Origin of the sequence: Dactylosporangium sp. CA-139114 (assembly GCF_050955725.1) — a bacterium.
GTDB lineage: Bacteria > Actinomycetota > Actinomycetes > Mycobacteriales > Micromonosporaceae > Dactylosporangium.
The window spans coordinates 8,820,689-8,839,461 of record NZ_CP192080.1 but is presented as its reverse complement, the minus strand read 5'-3'; the positions used below and the strand labels follow the sequence as shown (position 1 = coordinate 8,839,461).

17 protein-coding genes and 1 riboswitch are annotated in these 18,773 nt (G+C 71.9%); of the genes, 9 read left to right on the top strand and 8 right to left on the bottom strand.

Annotation, left to right across the window (positions count from 1 at the left end; translation table 11 throughout):
- The first annotated feature begins 5 nt into the window (after positions 1-5).
- Positions 6-683 (top strand): hypothetical protein, encoded by a 678-nt coding sequence (locus ACQP2P_RS39635; RefSeq protein ID WP_433609893.1) that lies wholly within the window; start codon positions 6-8, stop codon positions 681-683.
- Between the two features lie 336 nt (positions 684-1,019).
- Here the strand turns inward: ACQP2P_RS39635 and dusB are convergent, their stop codons facing one another.
- Entirely contained in the window at positions 1,020-2,081 is a 1,062-nt protein-coding gene (gene dusB, locus ACQP2P_RS39630) for a tRNA dihydrouridine synthase DusB (protein ID WP_433619459.1), read from the bottom strand.
- A gap of 351 nt (positions 2,082-2,432) precedes the next feature.
- Between dusB and ppdK the strand changes: the two genes are divergently transcribed.
- A complete protein-coding gene (gene ppdK / locus ACQP2P_RS39625; protein WP_433609891.1) occupies positions 2,433-5,084 on the top strand; it encodes a pyruvate, phosphate dikinase in 2,652 nt (883 codons plus the stop codon).
- A gap of 104 nt (positions 5,085-5,188) precedes the next feature.
- Here the strand turns inward: ppdK and ACQP2P_RS39620 are convergent, their stop codons facing one another.
- The 4 genes from ACQP2P_RS39620 to ACQP2P_RS39605 form a co-directional block, all read right to left on the bottom strand.
- On the bottom strand, positions 5,189-5,560 hold the full coding sequence (locus tag ACQP2P_RS39620; RefSeq protein ID WP_433609889.1) for a hypothetical protein: 372 nt from the start codon (positions 5,558-5,560) through the stop codon (positions 5,189-5,191).
- Between the two features lie 86 nt (positions 5,561-5,646).
- The gene (locus ACQP2P_RS39615; RefSeq protein ID WP_433609887.1) at positions 5,647-6,072 is read right to left on the bottom strand and encodes a roadblock/LC7 domain-containing protein; all 426 of its coding nucleotides are present in this window, start codon (positions 6,070-6,072) and stop codon (positions 5,647-5,649) included.
- Positions 6,073-6,115: 43 nt separating this feature from the next.
- Entirely contained in the window at positions 6,116-7,066 is a 951-nt protein-coding gene (locus ACQP2P_RS39610; protein WP_433609885.1) for an ADAM 12 protein, read from the bottom strand.
- On the bottom strand, positions 7,063-7,416 hold the full coding sequence (locus ACQP2P_RS39605) for a hypothetical protein (protein WP_433609883.1): 354 nt from the start codon (positions 7,414-7,416) through the stop codon (positions 7,063-7,065). The genes ACQP2P_RS39610 and ACQP2P_RS39605 overlap by 4 nt, the downstream gene beginning before the upstream one ends.
- A 302-nt stretch (positions 7,417-7,718) precedes the next feature.
- Between ACQP2P_RS39605 and ACQP2P_RS39600 the strand changes: the two genes are divergently transcribed.
- From ACQP2P_RS39600 to ACQP2P_RS39585, 4 genes are read left to right on the top strand one after another with little or no spacing between them, the layout of a single operon-like run.
- Positions 7,719-8,072, top strand: coding sequence for a VOC family protein (locus tag ACQP2P_RS39600; protein WP_433609882.1), 354 nt, complete (start codon positions 7,719-7,721; stop codon positions 8,070-8,072).
- On the top strand, positions 8,069-9,169 hold the full coding sequence (locus ACQP2P_RS39595; RefSeq protein WP_433609880.1) for an AI-2E family transporter: 1,101 nt from the start codon (positions 8,069-8,071) through the stop codon (positions 9,167-9,169). The genes ACQP2P_RS39600 and ACQP2P_RS39595 overlap by 4 nt, the downstream gene beginning before the upstream one ends.
- Complete coding sequence (locus tag ACQP2P_RS39590) at positions 9,166-10,389, top strand: deoxyguanosinetriphosphate triphosphohydrolase (protein WP_433609878.1); 1,224 nt, start codon at positions 9,166-9,168, stop codon at positions 10,387-10,389. The genes ACQP2P_RS39595 and ACQP2P_RS39590 overlap by 4 nt, the downstream gene beginning before the upstream one ends.
- A 12-nt stretch (positions 10,390-10,401) precedes the next feature.
- Complete coding sequence (locus ACQP2P_RS39585) at positions 10,402-11,661, top strand: NAD(P)/FAD-dependent oxidoreductase (protein ID WP_433609876.1); 1,260 nt, start codon at positions 10,402-10,404, stop codon at positions 11,659-11,661.
- A gap of 14 nt (positions 11,662-11,675) precedes the next feature.
- On the opposite strand, the gene ACQP2P_RS39580 is transcribed toward ACQP2P_RS39585, so the two are convergent.
- Complete coding sequence (locus tag ACQP2P_RS39580) at positions 11,676-12,503, bottom strand: aldo/keto reductase (RefSeq protein ID WP_433609874.1); 828 nt, start codon at positions 12,501-12,503, stop codon at positions 11,676-11,678.
- Positions 12,504-12,821: 318 nt separating this feature from the next.
- Between ACQP2P_RS39580 and ACQP2P_RS39575 the strand changes: the two genes are divergently transcribed.
- The 3 genes from ACQP2P_RS39575 to ACQP2P_RS39565 all read left to right on the top strand — a co-directional run bounded on the left by ACQP2P_RS39575 (position 12,822) and on the right by ACQP2P_RS39565 (position 15,765).
- Entirely contained in the window at positions 12,822-13,028 is a 207-nt protein-coding gene (locus tag ACQP2P_RS39575; protein WP_433609872.1) for a hypothetical protein, read from the top strand.
- Positions 13,029-13,108: 80 nt separating this feature from the next.
- The gene (locus ACQP2P_RS39570; protein WP_433609870.1) at positions 13,109-14,653 is read left to right on the top strand and encodes a diguanylate cyclase domain-containing protein; all 1,545 of its coding nucleotides are present in this window, start codon (positions 13,109-13,111) and stop codon (positions 14,651-14,653) included.
- Positions 14,654-14,726: 73 nt separating this feature from the next.
- Positions 14,727-14,866, top strand: a riboswitch (cyclic di-AMP (ydaO/yuaA leader).
- Between the two features lie 170 nt (positions 14,867-15,036).
- On the top strand, positions 15,037-15,765 hold the full coding sequence (locus ACQP2P_RS39565) for a hypothetical protein (RefSeq protein ID WP_433609868.1): 729 nt from the start codon (positions 15,037-15,039) through the stop codon (positions 15,763-15,765).
- Positions 15,766-16,190: 425 nt separating this feature from the next.
- On the opposite strand, the gene ACQP2P_RS39560 is transcribed toward ACQP2P_RS39565, so the two are convergent.
- Together ACQP2P_RS39560 and ACQP2P_RS39555 are read right to left on the bottom strand one after the other, a co-directional pair.
- Positions 16,191-16,709, bottom strand: a complete 519-nt coding sequence (locus ACQP2P_RS39560; RefSeq protein ID WP_433609866.1) for a SigE family RNA polymerase sigma factor — start codon at positions 16,707-16,709, stop codon at positions 16,191-16,193.
- Positions 16,710-16,959: 250 nt separating this feature from the next.
- A complete protein-coding gene (locus ACQP2P_RS39555) occupies positions 16,960-18,375 on the bottom strand; it encodes a polyprenyl synthetase family protein (RefSeq protein WP_433609864.1) in 1,416 nt (471 codons plus the stop codon).
- Positions 18,376-18,773: the final 398 nt, after the last annotated feature.

Genomic DNA, 18,773 nt, shown 5'->3' with positions numbered 1-18,773 from the left:
TGCGGATGACGGCCGAGTATTTGGACCAGACCTTTGAGCACAAGCGAATCGAACATGGCACCGACGCTTACGACGGTTCCACGTTCCGCCGCTGCACCTTCTTTGGTTGTACAATACGGCCGCGCGGGGGCGACGGGTTCATATCCGTAGGTGCGGGTCTCACGTTTGATCGCTGCGCCTTCGGTAAGAACGTCGTCAATCAGATTGTGTTGCGTGACTGGATGCTCTCGTCGTACCGGGCGTCTTCGCAGCCATTATTTCTGACTTCCTGTCTATTCGATCGGGTGCGATTCTCGGGAAAGTGTGGGGCAACGTCTATCCTTGGTCCGCAGCCATCTGTGCCCCCAGTTCAGAAGTCGGCGATCTTACAGGCGGCGGCCGAGTTCTATGGGGATATCGAGTGGGCAGTCGACATTCGCGATGCGAGTTTCACCGATATTAAGCTACTGTTCGTTCCGGGTGAACTCGTGCTGCGCGATCCGCAACGGCACTTTTTGGTGTACCGTGATCGCCTCGAGTCTGTGGCGGTGGAACTCCTACCGTCAGCAATTCAGTCGCGATTGGAATTGGTCGGATTGTCGCCCTTCTCAAGCGTGGTCATGGTAGCGCCGGACAAGGGGCGGAATGCGGCCGAGGTGCTCGCCGGCTATCGCGCCCTAGTCGAAATGGGCGTTGCCGAATGAATTAGTGAGACCGTAATAGCCTCGGGGTGGGAGGCCTTCAGCCCGGGTAGGGTGCTCAGTTGAGGATGCGGCGTCACGCGGCTTCACTGCGCTTTTAACTCATGCTGTATGAGGGGATTTACGATATTTCCGACTCAGAGTATGGCGAATATCTATTGTCGCGGCCGCGAGGCGTGTCCTTCTCGGGTGTTTGTCAACGGGCTCAGTTGTACAAGTGTTGAGCCGCTACAAATTCCTCGATTGCGAGGGCCGAGGGGTCAAGTTTCGTCCGGTAGATCGGACAGTTCGTTCAACGATGAGGACATAGTGGCCAGGACCGCCGGAGTTCTGCCCGAGTCAGCCGCCGGAGTCGTCCAGTTCGGCACCTTCCGGGATGAGGTCCGAGTCGCGGTCCTGCAGCCAACCCTCCGGCAGCACCACCTTGCCCGGTGTGCCCGTCCGGCCCCGTGGCTGGCCCAGGATTTCGCGCGGGAAAGGCGCTGCGTGGTCCAGCTCGCCCAGTAGGGCGGCCAGTTCGCCCAGCGATGAGGACATGGCCAGGGAGCGGCGCAGTTCGCCGCCCGCCGGGAAGCCCTTCAAATACCAGGCCACGTGCTTGCGGAAGTCCGTCACGCCGTCGCGTTCGGTGCCCAGCCATTCGGTGAGCAGTTCGGCGTGCCGATACATCAGGGCGGCCACCTCGCCCAGGTTGGGCAGTACGCGATCCGAGCGGCCGGCGAAGGCCGCGGCCAGGTCGGCGAACAGCCAAGGGCGGCCCAGGCAGCCGCGGCCGATGACCACGCCGTCGCAGCCGGTCTGGGACATCATCGCCAGGGCGTCCGTCGCCTCCCAGATGTCGCCGTTGCCCAGCACCGGGATGTCCAGAGACTGCTTCAAGGTGGCGATCGCGTCCCAGGCCGCCGTGCCCGAGTAGCGCTGGGCGGCCGTCCGGGCGTGCAGGGCGACCCACGCCACGCCGGCGTCCTGGGCGATCCGTCCGGCGTCCAGGTACGTCTGGTGGTCGTCGTCGATGCCGATGCGCATCTTCACCGTGACCGGCAGGCCCTCCGCCGCGTCCACCGCTGACGACACGATCGAGGCGAACAGGCGGCGCTTCCAGGGCAGGGCCGAGCCGCCGCCGCGGCGGGTCACCTTCGGGACCGAGCAGCCGAAGTTCATGTCGATGTGGTCGGCGAGATCCTCCTCGACGACCATCTCCACGGCCTTGCGGATCGTGGCGGGGTCCACGCCGTAGAGCTGCAGGCTGCGCGGGTGCTCGCCCTCGGCGAATCTGATCATCGACATGGTCTTCGGGTTGCGCTCGACCAGGGCCCGCGTGGTGATCATCTCGCACACGTAGAGGCCGGCGCCCTGCTCGCGGCACAGCCGGCGGAACGCCTGGTTCGTGATGCCCGCCATGGGGGCGAGCACGACCGGCGGGTCGACCACGTGGGGTCCGAGCTGGAGCGGCACGCTCCCGATGGTCCCACGTGCGCCGCCCGGGCCCAAAACGAGAAAGTTCGTTTCTGCGCGGAAAAGGGACCGCCGAATCAAGAAAGCGCATCGGCCGGCAACACGGGAAAGAGAGCGCTCTCAGCAGAGAAGATGCGCGTTTCTGCTCGTGGGACCGCTCCCAAATGCAGGGGGAATCGAAGCGCGTGTCGATTCTTGTCAGACTTGTCACCCGCCATGGCCACCGGCCGAAAAAACGTCTTACGGTGACCGGCACACCCAGGACCTAAACGTGGGCTCAGTGGGTATGGAGGCGTTGTGCAGAAGTTCGTGTACGACTTCGAAGAGGGCAACCGCGACCTCAAGGACCTGCTCGGGGGCAAGGGCGCCAACCTGGCCGAGATGACCAACCTCGGCCTGCCGGTCCCGCCCGGCTTCACGATCACGACCGACGCCTGCCGCGCGTTCCTGGAGACCGGCGAGATGCCCGGCCAGGACGAGATCTCCAAGCACCTCGCCGCCCTCGAGGACAAGATGGGCCGCCGGCTCGGAGAGCCCGCCGACCCGCTGCTCGTGTCGGTGCGCTCGGGCGCCAAGTTCTCCATGCCCGGCATGATGGAGACCGTGCTCAACGTCGGGCTGACCGACGACAGCGTCGCCGGGCTGGCCGCGCAGGCGGGCGGCGACGAGCGCTTCGCCTGGGACTCCTACCGCCGGCTCATCCAGATGTTCGGCAAGACCGTCTGCGACGTGCCGGGCGAGGAGTTCGAGCACGCGCTGGACGACGCCAAGCACCGCGCCGGCACGCGTGACGACGTGGGGCTGAACGCCGGGCAGCTCAAGGACCTCGTCGCCGAGTACAAGCGGATCTTCCGCGAGCACACCGGGCGGGACTTCCCGCAGGACCCCCGCGAGCAGCTCGACCTCGCCGTCGGCGCCGTGTTCCGGTCCTGGAACGCCGATCGGGCGGTGCTGTACCGCCGCCAGGAGCGCATCCCGTCGAACCTCGGCACCGCGGTCAACGTGGTCGCGATGGTCTTCGGCAATCTGGGCGCCGACTCCGGCACCGGCGTCGCGTTCACCCGCGACCCGGCGACGGGGGAGCGCGGGGTCTACGGCGACTACCTCGCCAACGCCCAGGGCGAGGACGTCGTGGCCGGCATCCGCAACACGATGCCGCTGCAGGACCTCGAGCAGCGGGACAAGGCCAGCTACGACCAGCTGATGTCGATCATGACCACGCTGGAGGAGCACTACAAGGACCTGTGCGACATCGAGTTCACGATCGAGCGCGGGAAGCTGTGGATGCTGCAGACCCGGGTCGGCAAGCGCACGGCCGCGGCCGCGTTCGTGATCGCCACGCACCTCGTCGACGAGGGCGTCATCGACCTCGACGAGGCCGTCCACCGGGTCACCGGCGCGCAGCTCGCCCAGCTCATGTTCCCGACCTTCGACCTGTCCGCGGAGCCGGAGCAGCTCACCCGCGGCGTCGGGGCGTCCCCGGGCGCGGCCGTGGGCAAGGCGGTCTTCGACGCCCAGCACGCGGTGGCCATGGCCAAGGAGGGCGAGCAGGTCATCCTGGTGCGCCGGGAGACCAACCCCGACGACCTGCCGGGCATGATCGCCGCGCAGGGCATCCTCACCAGCCGGGGCGGCAAGACCTCGCACGCCGCCGTCGTGGCCCGCGGCATGGGCAAGACGTGCGTGTGCGGGGCGGACGAGCTCGACGTCAACCTCCACAAGGGACAGTTCAGCGTGGACGGTCACGTGGTGTCCGAGGGCGACGTCATCTCCGTCGACGGTACGACCGGCCGCGTCTACCTCGGCGAGGTGCCCGTGCAGCCCTCGCCGGTGGTGCAGTACTTCGAGGGCACCCTCGAACCCGAGGCCGACCCGCTGGTCGCGGCCGTGCACCGCATCCTCACCCACGCCGACGAGCGGCGCCGGCTGCGGGTGCGCACCAACGCCGACACCGGCGAGGACGCGGCCCGGGCCCGGCGCTTCGGCGCGCAGGGCATCGGCCTGTGCCGCACCGAGCACATGTTCCTCGGCGAGCGCCGCGCGCTCGTGGAGCGGCTGATCCTGGCCCGCACCACCGAGCAGCGCGAGGCCGCGCTGGCGGAGCTGCTGCCGCTGCAGCGCGAGGACTTCACGCAGCTGTTCCGCGAGATGGCCGGGCTGCCTGTGACCGTACGACTCATCGATCCGCCGCTGCACGAGTTCCTGCCGCCGCTGGAGGACCTCGCGGTGAAGGTCGCCGTGGCCGAGGAGCGCGGCGAGGACCCCGGCCACGACCGGGACCTGCTCGACGCCGTGCGCCGCATGCACGAGGAGAACCCGATGCTGGGCCTGCGCGGCGTGCGCCTCGGCCTGGTCATCCCGGGCCTGTTCGCGATGCAGGTGCGCGCGATCGTCGAGGCGGCCGCGGCCGTGCCCGACGCCCACCCGGAGATCATGGTGCCGCTGGTCGGCGCGGTGCAGGAGCTCGAGACGATCCGCGCCGAGGCCGAGAAGATCATCGGCGAGTTCGCCGTCGACGTGAAGATCGGCACCATGATCGAGGTGCCCCGGGCCGCGCTCACCGCGGGCGACATCGCCCAGGCCGCGGACTTCTTCTCGTTCGGCACCAACGACCTGACCCAGATGGGCTGGGGGTTCTCCCGCGACGACGTCGAAGGAGCATTCTTCTGGCGGTACCTGGAGCTGGGGATCTTCGGCGTCTCGCCGTTCGAGTCCATCGACCGCGACGGGGTGGGCCGGCTGGTCCGCATCGCGGTCGACGAGGGCCGGGCCGCCCGGCCCGAGCTGCACTTCGGGGTGTGCGGCGAGCACGGCGGCGACCCCGACTCCGTGCACTTCTTCCACGAGGTGGGCCTGGACTACGTGTCCTGCTCGCCGTTCCGCGTGCCGGTCGCCCGCCTGGAGGCTGGGCGCGCGGCCATCGAGACCACCGGTTCCGACTCCCGATGACGTGGGTCGGCGGCAGGTGACCGTTCACCGGGTTTCGAGTCCCCGGTGAGCACTGAGAAGGCCGGGGCAACGGCGCCCCGGCCTTCTTCTCGTGTGCGGTGAACTCAGACTTCCATCTCGTTCTCGACGCGGGTCAGCTGGTGGCGGGCGAGCGCCAGGTTCGCGCGCTGCCGGTTGAGGGCCAGGTAGAGGAACAGGCCCTTGCCCGAGCGGCCGGTGACCGGGCGGATCAGGTGGTACTGGTTCGCCAGCGTGATCAGGATGTCCTCGATGCCCTCCTTGATGTTCAGCATCTCGATCGTGCGCATCTTGGCCCGCACCACGTCGGTGTTGCCGGCCGCGGCGACGGTCAGGTCGAGGTCCTTGGACCCGCCGAGCACGCCGAGCGCCATCCCGCTGTTGTAGTCGACGAGCGCTACGCCGACAGCACCGTCGATCTGCATGAGTTCCTTGAGCGCAGTCTCCATGTCCGCCATGGCTACCTCCGAGAGTTTTCTACTAGGGGAAGTGGGGGAAGAATCGGTACTTCGTCTGGGTCTGCGGTGCACGCCGCCGCCCCGGCTCACCATGCCGCCGGCTCCGGCACGGCCCGTTCGAAGCCCAGCGCGGCGTCGGCCATCACCCCGGACACCACCGCGACCGCCCGGCGCGCCTCGTGGTGCAGCCGGGCCACGTTCGCGTCGGCGCGGGCCAGCAGCATCAGCACCGCGCCGTGCCCGGCCATGTAGATGGCGACGTGCCCTCCTGTGCTGCTGATGAGCACCTCCTGAAAGTCCTGGTGACCGGCGCTGTCGGCGATGCGCTGGCTCACCCCGAGGCCGGCCGCCGCGAGCGCCGCGACTCCCTCGACCGCGAGCCCGGGGGCGTCCTCGACGATGAGCAGGCCGTCCGTGCTGGCGACCAGGCACCCGGTGATCTCGTGCACCACCCGTCGCAGCCGGCCGAGCTCCGCCAGCAATTCGCCGCGCAGCTCCGCGTCGGTCTTCATCGAGTCGTCTCCTCCTTTCCGCCGCGGCGGGACCGGTGGGCCCCTACCGCAGCGCCATCAACGCCGCGCGAATCCGTTTCAGCAGCGAGTCGTCCGGCGACTTGTCGATCGCCCCCGGCAGCACCGCCAGCGCGCTGACCCCCGCCGGCAGCTCCCGGCGCGCCGCGGAGGGCGCCGGTTCCTCGAACGTGAAGGTGCCGGGGACGCGCTGCGGCAGCGTCTCCTTCGGCGGAGGCTCGGGGGGCGGCTCGTGCGGTACCGCTGCGACGGCTCTGACGGGCGGCGCCTGCGCCGGAGTCCCCGGCGCGGCGACCAGCCCCGCCGCCGCCAGCCGGCGCACGTCCAGCGTCACGGCGTAGGCCGAGCGTCCGAGCAGGCCGGCCAGCTCCTGCGGGGTGCGCTGCCCGTCCGCGTGCAGGACGATCTCCCACTGCAGGCCGGACAGCAGCACCCGGTCGAGCCCCGGCCGCGGGACCGGCACGACCGGTGCGAGGTCGGTTGCGTCGGAGGGGTGCACCTCGTCGAGCATGCGTCGCTGACGGGCGACGTGGTCGCACACCTGGTCCGCCGTCACGGTGCCCTCGGCGCCGAGCCAGTGCTCGATGCCCTCGTCGAAGCGCAGCTCGGCCCCGGCGGTGCCGAGCACGAAGAAGGCCGCGTCGTAGAGCGCCTGCAGCGCGCAGAGCTCGATCTCGGCCGCGGTCACGTGCCCGCCCTCGACGAGCGCGCGGGCGGGCCGGGACGGGATGGTCTCCCACACCCGCTCCTCGACCTTGCCGCACGCGGTGAGCAGCCGGTCGACGCTCGGCGCGGCCGGCGACTCGCAGCCGTTGACCAGGCCGTCGCGCAGGAAGACGACGCCGCCGGGCTCGCCGTGCACGGTCAGCGCACCGGTCGCGCCCTGCGCCGCGAGCTCCCCGAGGGCGTCGATGGGCGAGGTGCCCAGGGGGAACCGGGGCTGCTTGCCGGGGGAGCCCGTCGTGACCGCGTTCACGCGAGGTCGTCGGCGAGCGAACGGACCCGGCGGCGGGCCATGGCCAGATTCCCCTCGTTCCGGTCGAGCCAGACGTAGAGCACGAGGCGGGAGTCGAAGCTGGTGCGTACCGGCCGGATGAGGTGGTACGCGGCCGATGTGCTGATGATGACGTCCTCCACGGTGTCACCCGGGACGGCCGGGGCATAGGCCGCGGTCTGCATGGCGGCATGGATCACGCTCGCCGTGCCCAGGGCGGCGGCGGTGGGGTCGGCGTGGGGCGCGACGTGCTGCTGGCCGCCTTCGAGCCCGAGGGTCTGTCCGGTGGTGTAGTCGATGAGGCTGGCCCCGATCGCGCCCCGGATGGACATGGCGCGGCGGAGACATTCATCGATGGCAGGCAACACTTGCTCCTGGTTTCGCGGCTTTCCTGGACGCGCGGTGTGGCGGTGGCATGGCGCGCTCACGGCAAATTACCCCGGGGTCATCGATCGACTACTCCGTGCTTCGGGCAGGAACCACTGACTAATCGGCTTTTGAGTTTTGCAATTTGCACGTTTGACACCCATGGGCGCCGGAAACGTACTAAGCTGCCCAACCCCCGCCGCAGCGGACGGCTGCGACGGCCCTCCGCTCGGCGTATGGTGAGTCCCCACTCAAGGCGGAGGTGTGTATGGGGAGCCGTTGGTACGCCCTGATCGTGGACGCCATCGACCCGGAGCGCCTGGCCCGCTGGTGGGCCGAGGTGCTCGACCACCGCGTCGAGAGCGTGGCCCCGCACGAGGTGGTGATCGGCCCGGCCGCCGACGGCCATCCCCGCATCGTCTTCACCCTGCAGCACCACGAGGAACGGGCCCGCAACCGCCTGCACCTCGACCTGCGCCCCGACGACCTCGACGCCGAGCTCGAGCGGCTGGTGAACATGGGCGCCCGCCACGTGGACCTCGCAGAGCCCGAGCATGCCGCGTGGGTGGTGCTCGCCGACCCCGAGGGCAACGAATTTTGCATCATCCGGCCAAACCGATGACCTTCGCAAAAACCTACCGGCTGGCCATCGCGGCCGGGCTCGGCCTGCTCACGGTCGGGGTGGCCGCGCTCACGCTCTACTCGGTGCGCGAGGTGCTGGTCCAAGTGATCATCGCGCTCTTCGTCGCGGTCAGTCTCGATCCGGCGGTACGGCTGCTGATCCGCCACGGCGTGCGCCGCTCGGTCGCCGTCGCCGTCATCGGCGTGCTGGTCCTGGCGATCCTCGTCGGGTTCGTGTGGTCGCTGGTGCCCCCGCTCGTCGGGCAGGCCGGCGACCTGCTCGCCAACATCCCGCACTATCAGCAGGAACTGCAGGACCGCTCGCGCACCTACCAGGAGATCGCCGACCGGTACGGGCTGACCGAACGGCTCACCGAGTTCGCCAGGACGCTGCCGGCCAAGGTCGGCGGGGGCGCGCTCGGGGTCCTCACCGGCGTCTTCAGCGCCATGCTCAACGTGCTGCTGGTGACCGTGCTGACCATCTACTTCATGGCCGACCTGCCGCGCATCCGCCGCGGCCTGGTCCGGCTGGTCCCGCGGGCGAACCGGCCCCGGGCCGCGCAGGCGATCAACGTCGTCGTCGACAAGGTCGGCGGCTACATGATCGGCAACCTGATCATCAGCCTCTTCGCCGGGGTGTCGTCGTTCGTCTGCCTCTTCGCGCTCGGGGTGCCCTTCGCGCTGCCGCTGGCCGTGTGGGTCGCGCTCACCGACCTCATCCCGTTGGTCGGCGCCACCGTCGGGGCCGCCGGCTGCTGCATCGTCGCCCTGGTCACCGGCGACGTGACGTCCACGGTCGTGCTGCTCGTGTTCTTCGTGGCGTACCAGCAGATCGAGAACTACCTCATCGCGCCGCGCGTGCTGCGCAACACGGTGGACCTGTCCTCCGTCGCGGTCCTGCTCGCCGCGCTCACCGGCGGCGCGATCCTCGGCGTCGTCGGGGCGCTCATGTCCATCCCGATCGTCGCGGCCGTCAAGGTGCTCATGACCCCGATGGTCGAGGCGCTGAACGAGCCCCCGCCCCGCGAGCCCCCCGCCGAACCGCCGGTGCCGATCCCGGAGCCCAGAGGTGAGGACTCTTCTAAGCTCGAATCGTGACCTCCGCAGACGCCGACCGCTTCGTGCCCGAGTCGCAGAAGGACACCGTCACCACCTCGGCCGACAACGGCCGGACCCCCTTCCAGCGCGACCGCGCGCGGGTGCTGCACTCCGCGGGCTTCCGCCGGCTCGCCGCCAAGACCCAGGTGCACACGGCCGGCACCGACGCCTTCCTGCGGACCCGGCTCACCCACTCCCTGGAGGTCGCCCAGATCGCCCGCGAGATGGGGGCCCGCCTCGGCTGCGACCCCGACGTCGTCGACACCGCCGGGCTCGCGCACGACCTCGGCCACCCGCCGTTCGGGCACAACGGCGAGGACGCGCTCGACGCCGTCGCCGGCCCGTGCGGGGGCTTCGAGGGCAACGCGCAGACGCTGCGGGTGCTGACCCGGCTGGAGGCCAAGGTGCCCGGGGCCGGGCTCAACCTGACCCGGGCCGCGCTGGACGCGGTGTCGAAGTACCCGTGGTTCCGCGAGGAGGGCCGGCGCAAGTTCGGCGTGTACCCCGACGACGCCGCCGTCTTCGCCTGGCTGCGGGCCGAGGCCGGGCCGGGCCGCTGCCTCGAGGCGCAGGTGATGGACTGGGCCGACGACGTCGCCTACTCCGTGCACGACCTCGAGGACGGGATTCACGGGGGGTACGTCCACCTCGCCCCGCTGCGCATCGACGCCGCCGAACGCGGGGCCCTGTGCGCCGACGTGGCCGCCGCCTACTCCCACGAGTCCGCCGCCGACCTCGAGGCCATCCTGCTCGACCTGCTCGCCGACCCCGTGTTCGAGCCGCTGGACGACTACGACGGCAGCCACCCGGCGCAGATCGCCCTCAAGCGGATGACGAGCGTGCTGACCGGCCGGTTCGCGGCCGCGGCGGTCACGGCCACCCGGGAGCGCCACGGGCCGGCCCCGCTGCGCCGCTACGCCGCCGACCTGCTCGTGCCGCCCCTGGTGCGCGCGCACTGCGCCCTGCTCAAGGGCATCGCGCTGCGCTACGTCATGCGCAGGCCGGGTTCTTCGCAGCGGTACGCCGATGAGGTACACCTGCTGCAATCGCTCGTCGCCGCGCTGCTGGAGCGCGGCCCGGACGCGCTCGACCCGGTCTTCGCCCCCATGTGGCGCGCCGCGCCCGACGACGCCGCCCGGCTCCGCGTGGTGATCGACCAGGTGGCGAGCCTGACCGACCAGTCCGCCGTCGCGTGGCACGCGCGCCTCGCCACTTCGTGACAGGCTTGGCGTATGGCTGACGAGCGCACGTTTGTGATTGTCGGAGCGAGCCTGACCGGTGCGAAGGCGGCGGAGACGCTGCGCGCCGACGGCTTCACCGGCAGGATCATCCTGATCGGCGAGGAGACCGAGCGCCCCTACGAGCGCCCTCCGCTGTCCAAGGACTACCTGCTCGGCAAGGAGGGCGCCCGGGAGAAGGCGTTCGTCCACGAGCCCGGGTGGTACGCCGAGCACGACGTCGACCTGCGCCTCGCCACCCGGGTCACCCACCTGAACCCGGCGGCGCACGTCGTTGTTCTGGACGGCGTCGACGAGCTGCGCTATGACAGGCTCCTGCTCGCGACGGGCTCGCGGGTGCGCACCCTGGACGTGCCCGGACATGGTTTGCACGGCGTCCGCTACCTGCGCACGCTCGACGAGTCCGACGCGCTGCTGGAGCACCTGCGCACGGCCGCGAACGTCGTCGTCATCGGCGCGGGCTGGATCGGCCTGGAGACCGCCGCCGCGGCCCGCCACCACGGGGCGAACGTGACCGTGGTCGAGCAGGCTGCCCTGCCGCTGCAGAAGGTCCTGGGCGACGAGGTGGCGTCAGTCTTCCGCGATCTGCACGAGGCCCACGGCGTCACGTTCCGCTTCGGTACCGCCGTCGCCTCCTTCGGCGGCACCGGCGCGCTCTCGTCGGTGGTGCTCACCGACGGCACCGAACTCCCCGCGGACGTGGCCGTCGTCGGCATCGGCATCCAGCCGAACACCGAGCTGGCCGTGGACGGCGGCCTCGCGGTCGACAACGGCGTGCTCGTCTCCGCGAACCTCGCGACCTCGGCCCCCGACGTCTACGCCGCGGGCGACGTGGTGAACCTCGACCACCCGCTGCTCGGCCGGCGCGTGCGGGTCGAGCACTGGGCGAACGCGCTCAACGGCGGCAAGGCCGCGGGGAAGGCCCTGCTGGGCTCGGAGCAGGTCGTGTACGACCGGGTGCCGTACTTCTTCTCGGACCAGTACGACCTCGGGATGGAGTACAGCGGGTTCGCGGTGCCGGGGGAGTACGACACCGTGGTGTTCCGCGGCGACCCGGCCGTCCGCGACGGCAAGGCGCCCGAGTTCGTCGCCTTCTGGGTCAAGGACGGGCGCGTGCTGGCGGGCATGAACGCGAACGTCTGGGACGTGACCGATCCGATCCAGGCCCTTGTCCGGGCGGGCTACAAGGGGACCGCGGTCGACCTGGCCAAGCTCGCCGACCCCGACGTACCGCTGGATCAGCTGCTCGACTGAGGACCCCGCGTCTTCTAGAACTCCTCCCAGGTAGCCGGGTCCTGTTTGACGGGCACCTGAGCAACGGAGTCGACGACGGCCATGTCGGCCGCGGAGAGCTCGAACCCGAACAGGTCGGCATTCGCGCGCTGCCGCGAGGGGTCCGACGAGTGCGGGACGACGGTGACCCGGCGCTGGAGCAGCCAGCGCAGCACGACCTGAGCGGGGGTGACGCCAAGCCGATCGGCCACGGCCACGATGCCGGAGTCTTCGAGCACGCCGGTGTTGCGCTCGAGCGGGCTCCACGCCTGCACGACGGTGCCCTTGCCCTGCACGGCGCCGACGAGCTCGGCCCGCGCGTGGGACGGCGAGACCTGGAGCTGGTCGACGGCGGGGACGATGCCGGTCGCGGCGACCACGGCGTCGATGTGCTCGGGGAGGAAGTTGGAGACGCCGAGGGAGCGGATGAGGCCCTCGCGGTGCAGCTCGGCCATCTCGGCGTACGAGTCCACGTACCGGCCCACGGCCGGCAGGGGCCAGTGGATGAGGTACAGGTCGACGTGGTCCAGGCCGAGGCGTTCGAGCGACGCTTCGAGCGCGGCGCGGGTCGAGCCGCGGCCCTGGTCGGCGCCGCGGAGCTTGGTGGTGATGAACAGGTCGGCCCGGTCGAGGCCGGATTCGCGCACGGCGGCGCCGACGGCGTCCTCGTTGCCGTAGGAGGCGGCGGTGTCGAGCAGGCGGTAGCCCGACGCCAGGGCGGCGAGGATGGCTTCGGTGGCTGGGCGGCCCTTGAGGGGGTAGGTGCCGTAGCCGACGACCGGCATTTCGTGGCCGGAGTTCAGGGTTACGGTCGGGATCTTCATAGTTCAACCCTACGCACGCGGGCGCGCCGAGCCCGTGACTGCGCCGCATGGTGGTTGCGCCGCTCCTGTGGCTGGGCGGCGGCGCGGCGCGAGGGCGATGCGGCGGTGCGTGCCCGTAAAAACGCCAAAACGTGCGCAATTGCGGGAAATGCGGCAAAAGCTGCACGATGCGCTATGTGCGGGGTGGGGCGTCCACCAGCGCCGACCGGTCGTCCAGCAAGCGCGCCTATCCGAACTCGCGCGTCCAGCTGACGGGCGCTCGCGGGGGTATACGCCCTGGCGGCGAATTTGCACGATCTGCCCGGGTGTGACCGTCAGATGCGCAGCTTCGTCGACGTCAACCACAGGGCCGCGCTCGCCCCGGCCCGCGGCTTCCCACCGAGGTCCGAGCCGGCCGTGAAGCTGCGGCAGCTGAGCATCCGCATGCTGCCGTACCTGCCGGGCAAGGGCCTGATGATCGCCGCGATGACCCGCGAGACCCGCCGCGCCGCGGGAGTCCTGCGACGGCCCGCCGCAATCTCGTGACGCCGAAAGGGTTTACTTCAGATCCGGTTTGATGCGTCGATGTAGGGGTGCAAGGTCGGCCGGATGCGGGTAGGCGAGCGATGCGTGATCGAGACGCGGCGATGGCCGCGATCCGCTCCGTGTACCGCATCACGGGCCGCATCAACACCGGCACCACGCTGGCCGAGACGCTGCAGCTCATCGTGGACGCCGTCGTGGACGGGACCGGGTTCGCCGTCGCCGTGGTCAACTACCTGCACCCGGAGGGCGAGTACGAGGCGATCGCGCTGGCCGGCTCGGAGGAGGCGCGCGCGACGCTGCTCGGGACGCGGTACCCGGCGGCGGAGCTCGATGCGTACCTCGGGCGCACGGAGGCGTGGGGGCAGCTGCGGTACCTCCCGCACGAGCGGCACAGCGATCACATCCACTCCTGGGTGCCCGAGACCGTGCCCGGCATCGAGGACGTGCCCGAGGAGGAGCGCTGGCACCCGCTCGACGCCCTGTTCGCCCCGCTGCGGGCGCCCGACGGCGAGCTGGTCGGCATCCTCGGCGTCGACCTGCCCACCGACGGTCGCCGGCCCGGGCCGCTGCAGCGCGAGCTGCTGGAGATGCTCGCCGCGCAGGCCGGCATCGCGATCAACAACGCCAATCTCGTCGAGGCCCTGCAGCGGGAGCGCCGCCACCTGGCCGCCAGCGAAGAGGCCTTCCGGCTGGCCTTCACGGGTGCTGGTACGGGCATGTGCATGCTCGGCCTCGCCGGCGCCACCCAGGCCCGGATGACCCGCGTCAACCCCGCCCTGTGCGAGCTGCTCGGCCGCAGCGAGGCGGAGCTGCTCGAACTGCGCGTCGCCGAGCTCCTGCACCCCGACGACCTCGACATGGCCCGGCTCGCCTTCGCCGCCGCGACCACGGGCAAGGGCACCCAGGTGCGCGACTACGAGGTCCGCTGCGTGCGCGGCGACGGCACGGTGATCTGGGTCGCCACGACGCTGTCCATCGTGGACGGGCCGCCCGCCTTCGGCATCCTGCAGGTCCAGGACATCACCGAGCGCAAGGCGGCCGAGGCCGACCTGGTGCGCCGGGCGTCCCGGGACCCGCTCACGGGCCTGGCCAACCGCGACGCGCTGGCCGCGCCGCTCGCCGCCGCGGTCCGCCGGGCGCGTTCCGGGCGCGGCACCGGGGCGCTGCTCTTCTGCGACCTCGACGACTTCAAGTCGGTCAACGACACGCTCGGTCACGACGCCGGGGACGCGGTGCTCGTCGCCGTGGCCCAGCGGCTGTGCGCGCTCGTGCGGCCCGGTGACACCGTGGCCCGCCTCGGCGGCGACGAGTTCGTGGTGCTCGCCGCCGACCTGCCCGGCACCGACGCCGCCGGCCTGGCCGCGCTCGTCGACCGGGTCGAGCGGGCCGTCTCGGCACCGGTGGTGCACGACGGGCACGTGCTGCGGGTGCGGGTCAGCGTCGGGGCGGCCGTGATCGATGACACGGTGCTCGATGCCGGGGCCGCCCTGCGCCTGGCGGATCGGGCGATGTACCAGGTCAAGGGCGCACGGCACCGGCGCGGGATGACCGATCGTGTGACAGCGCACGGTGAGCGTTCCGGTGCGCCGGGTGGTATCCCGTTGCTGTGGCTGGCCGAGTCCTGAAGTCCCCGTTACTGTCGGGTGGTCTGCCACGGGAGACGCGCCCCGAAACGCGGGGCCACCGGGCAGGCGCCGTCGAGTCGCGACGCTCACTTCGGCGTCGTGAGCCGGGGACCCATCGCAGTCCTTGGGGTGTATCCGTGACCGAGTCACGGTAGGGCGAATCCTCCCGCCCGAACCCGTCAGCTAACCCGGTAGGCGGCACCGGAAGGAGAACTTCTCGTGTTCGTCGACGCCCTGTGTCGTCTTTCCCTCGGACGGGTGATCGCCAGGACCTGACCTGGCCCGTGTCCACCCGCTGACCGTTCGCTTCGCCGCCGCGCGATCCCTCTCGTACCACGGGATCGTGCCGATGGCGTGCGCCCGCATCCGTCTGAGGAATGATCTTGCTGAAACCGTTACCGCGCCAATTCCAGCCGCGCCATCGCCGGCCACTGCTGACCGTCAAACCCGTCGCCGTCTCCGCCGTCGTCCTGTCCGCCACGCTGCTCGCGTCCGGCTCGGCCGGCCACTCCGCCACCGCCACCGCCGGCGCGTCGCGCCCGCCGGTCGCCGCGCCCGCCGCACCCGCGCCGGTGTTCGCCGAGGACGCCTCGCTCGTGCTGTCCCAGCTCGACGGGCAGGCCTCGCTCTCCGGCGCGCCCGCCCCCGCGCCGGCCGCCCCGCCCCCGCCCGCCCTGCCGCGGCCGGTCGCCGGGCTGAACCAGACCCAGATGAACAACGCGGCCGCGATCGTCCGGCAGGGCCGCGCCCAGGGCATGCCCGAGAAGGGGCTCGTCGTCGCGGTCGCCACCGCGATGCAGGAGAGCGACCTGTACAACGTCGCCAGCCCGGCCGTCCCGTCCTCGATGAAGCTGCCGCACGACGCCGTCTCGACCGATCACGACTCGGTCGGGCTGTTCCAGCAGCGCGCGAGCCAGGGCTGGGGCAGCGTGGCCGAGCTCATGGACCCGGCGCACTCGGCCGCGCTGTTCTACTCGGCGCTCGCCCAGGTGTCCGGCTGGCAGAACATGAGCGTCACGGCCGCGGCCCAGGCGGTCCAGCGCTCCGCGTACCCGGGGGCGTACCAGAAGCACGCCGACCGGGCCGCGCAGGTCGTCGCCGCGATCGCCTGAGCCGCCCAGCGAACGGGATCGATGCTCTACTCGTTCTCGTGGGCGGCCATCGGGCGGCGGATTGTCCATCGCGCCGGACGTGTCGGGCAGCGGCTCGTCCGCCGCGCTGGACGTGTCGGGCATCGGCTCGTCCGCCGCCCTGGACGCGTCGGGCATCGGCTCGTCCGCCGCGCTGGACGTGTCGGGCATCGGCTCGTCCGCCGCCCTGGACGCGCCGGGCACCGGGCCGCCCCCCGGCCGCCCCGGCGGCGTGATCGCCACCCCGGCGACGAGCGCGAGCACCGCCGCGGCCACCGCTCCGGCCGCGGCCGTGGCCCGCCGCCGGCGCCGCCGCCCGTCGGTCACCACCCGCCCCAGGTCGACGCGCGAGGCCGGGGCCTCGTCACCGTCGCGCATGAGGACCCGCAGGCCCTCCTCCCAGTCGTTCACCGCGCCCTCCCCGCGTGCTCGGTGGTCTCGGCGAGCAGCCGGCGCATCGTGGCCAGCGCGGCCGAGGTCTGACTCTTGACCGTGCCCGGCGCGCAGCGCAGCGCCCGGGCCGTCTGCTCGACGGACATGTCACAGAAGAACCGCAGCACCAGTACGGCCCGCTGCCGGTCGGGCAGCCGCGCCATCGCCTGCCGCAACTCGAGCCCCGCGGGGATGCCCTGCAGCGCGGCGTCCTCGGCCGGCCGCTCCGGCACCCGGTCCACGAGCGACACGCGCGAGGACCAGCCGCGCCGACGCTCGTCGATGAACCGGTGCACCAGCACGGTGCGCACGTACGCGTCGACGTTCCCGGCCCGCCGGATCCGCCGCCAGCGCACGTACACGTCCGTGAGCGCGCGCTGCACGATGTCGTCCCCGCGCGTCCAGTCCCCGCAGAGCAGGTACGCCGCGCGCCGCAGCCCGGGCAGCCGCGCCCGCACGAACTCGTGGAACTCCTGCTCGACGGCATCCACCATGATCGCTGCCTCCCCCGCCTCACCCCCTTAGGCGTACGCGGGCCTCGCCCCGGTTCGCCCGAGCCGAGGATTCGCGCGTGCCGGGCATCGGCGGCGACACACTCGGCGCGCAGTGGGTGGCCGGGCTCAGTGTTGCGAGGAGACCGTGTGCAGCGGGGAACGGCGGTCCTGTTCAGCGCGGCGTGGCGGGGAGGTCGTGTTCAGCGGGGAGCGGCGGCCGTGTTCAGCGCGGCGTGGCGGGAGGTTGTGCTCAGCGGGGAGTGGCGGTCGCGCGGCGGGCCAGCGCGACGAGCTCGGCCACGGCCGTGGGGGAGGGCGACGCGAGGTCGAGCGCCAGCAGCGCCTGGGAGAGCAGCTCCTCGGCCTGGCGGCGGCACCACTCGCGGGCGCCCGACTGCTCGATCGTCTTCGCGGCGCGCTCCACGTCCGCGTCGCTGAGCCGGGCCCGGCCCTCGAAGAGCGCGGCCAGCTCGTCGGCGCCGGCCGCGATCGCCGCGGCCACCGGCAGTGATCGCCGCCGCCGGCGCAGGTCGGGCCCGATGCCGCCGCGCTCGCCCCAGATGCCCAGGAGGTCCTCGGTGAACTGCACCGCGAGGCCCAGCCGCACGCCGAACAGCCGCAGCCGCTCCACCTGCGCCGGATCCCCGCCGCCGGCCACCGCACCCAGGGCGCAGGCGGCGCCGAACAGCGCACCGGTGCGCTGCTCGACCATGGCCAGGCAGTCGCGCAGGAGATCGGTACGCTCCTCGCCGCCCACCGGCCCCCGCCCCGCGTCCACCGCACGCCCCCGGGCGTTGCCGGCCCCGTCCTCGTCGGCGGTGCGGCGCTGCGGGTGCGATGCCGCGCCGGTGTCGTCGGCCTCGTGGCGGTCCGCGCTCACGGCCGGCGAGTCGGCGGCGAGTCCGGCCCGGGTGCGGCCGGCCTCGGAGGAGTCGCGGGCCGGGCGCTGGTCGGCGGCGAGTCCGGCCCGGGTGTGGCCGGCCTCGGAGGAGTCGCGGGCCGGGCGCCGGTCGGCGGCGAGTCCGGCCCGGGTGTGGCCGGCCTCGGAGCAGTCGCGGGCCGGGCGCCGGTCGGCGGTCGACGGCTGCGTGCGGGCCAGGGGCGGGGTGTCGCGCAGGGCCAGGGAGGCGTGCTGCCCGTGCAGGAGCTCCTGCACCGCGTCGCCCAGGATGCGCAGCATGGCCCGGTCGGCTCCGGGGCGGCCGGGGCGCTGGCGGGGGCGGGCGGGGCTGCTGTGGGTCGGGTCGCCGGTGGCGATCACGTCGAAGGCGAGGGCCAGCAGGGCCTCGCCGCCGAGGGAGGCGGGCTCGGCGCCGACCACGCTCCAGGCGGTGCCGTCGGGGTGCTCGTCGACCAGGTCGCGGCGGATCGCGGACCAGTGGTGCAGGAGCTCGACGGCGACGGCCGAGGGCACCGCGTCGTGGGGGTCGCCGCCGACCGCGTCGGCGCACACCAGGGTCAGGGCGCTGCGTATCGAGGCGGCGGGGGCGTCCTCGCCGCCCCAGGTGCGGTGGTGCCAGCCCAGCTGCAGCTCGGCGACCTCCCGGGACGGCTCGGGCAGGCGCCCGATCGCCGTTCGCAGGGGCGGGTCGACCAGGCGGCCGGCCCAGCGCAGGACGTCATCCGTGGTCCGCAGCACGATGACCACCGCGGTCGCACCACCCATCGCCAGAGGGAGCACGCAGCAGGTGCTCGAGATCGGGCCGTGCCGATGCGAGCCGTCGGCGCCCGTGAACCTGGTCAAGTATGCCGAAGCGGCCGGGTGCGCATGCCGGATTCCGCAATGGAGGGGCCGTGTGGCGAAGACCGCATTCGCCCGTACGGTGCGTGTCGCGCCGAAATCCGCGTGTCGCCCGCCCGGGCGTACCCGGGCGCGTCCCCAACGATCAGCGTGTCGCCCGCCGGAGCGTGCCCGGGCGCGTCCCCAACGATCAGCGTGTCGCCCGCCGGAGCGTGCCCGGGCGCGTCCAGCGATCCGCGCGTCACACGCCCGGGCGTGCCGGGCGTGCCTCCCGGCGATCCGCGTGTCGCCGCCCGAGCGTGCCCCGGTCCCGCGCCGCTGCG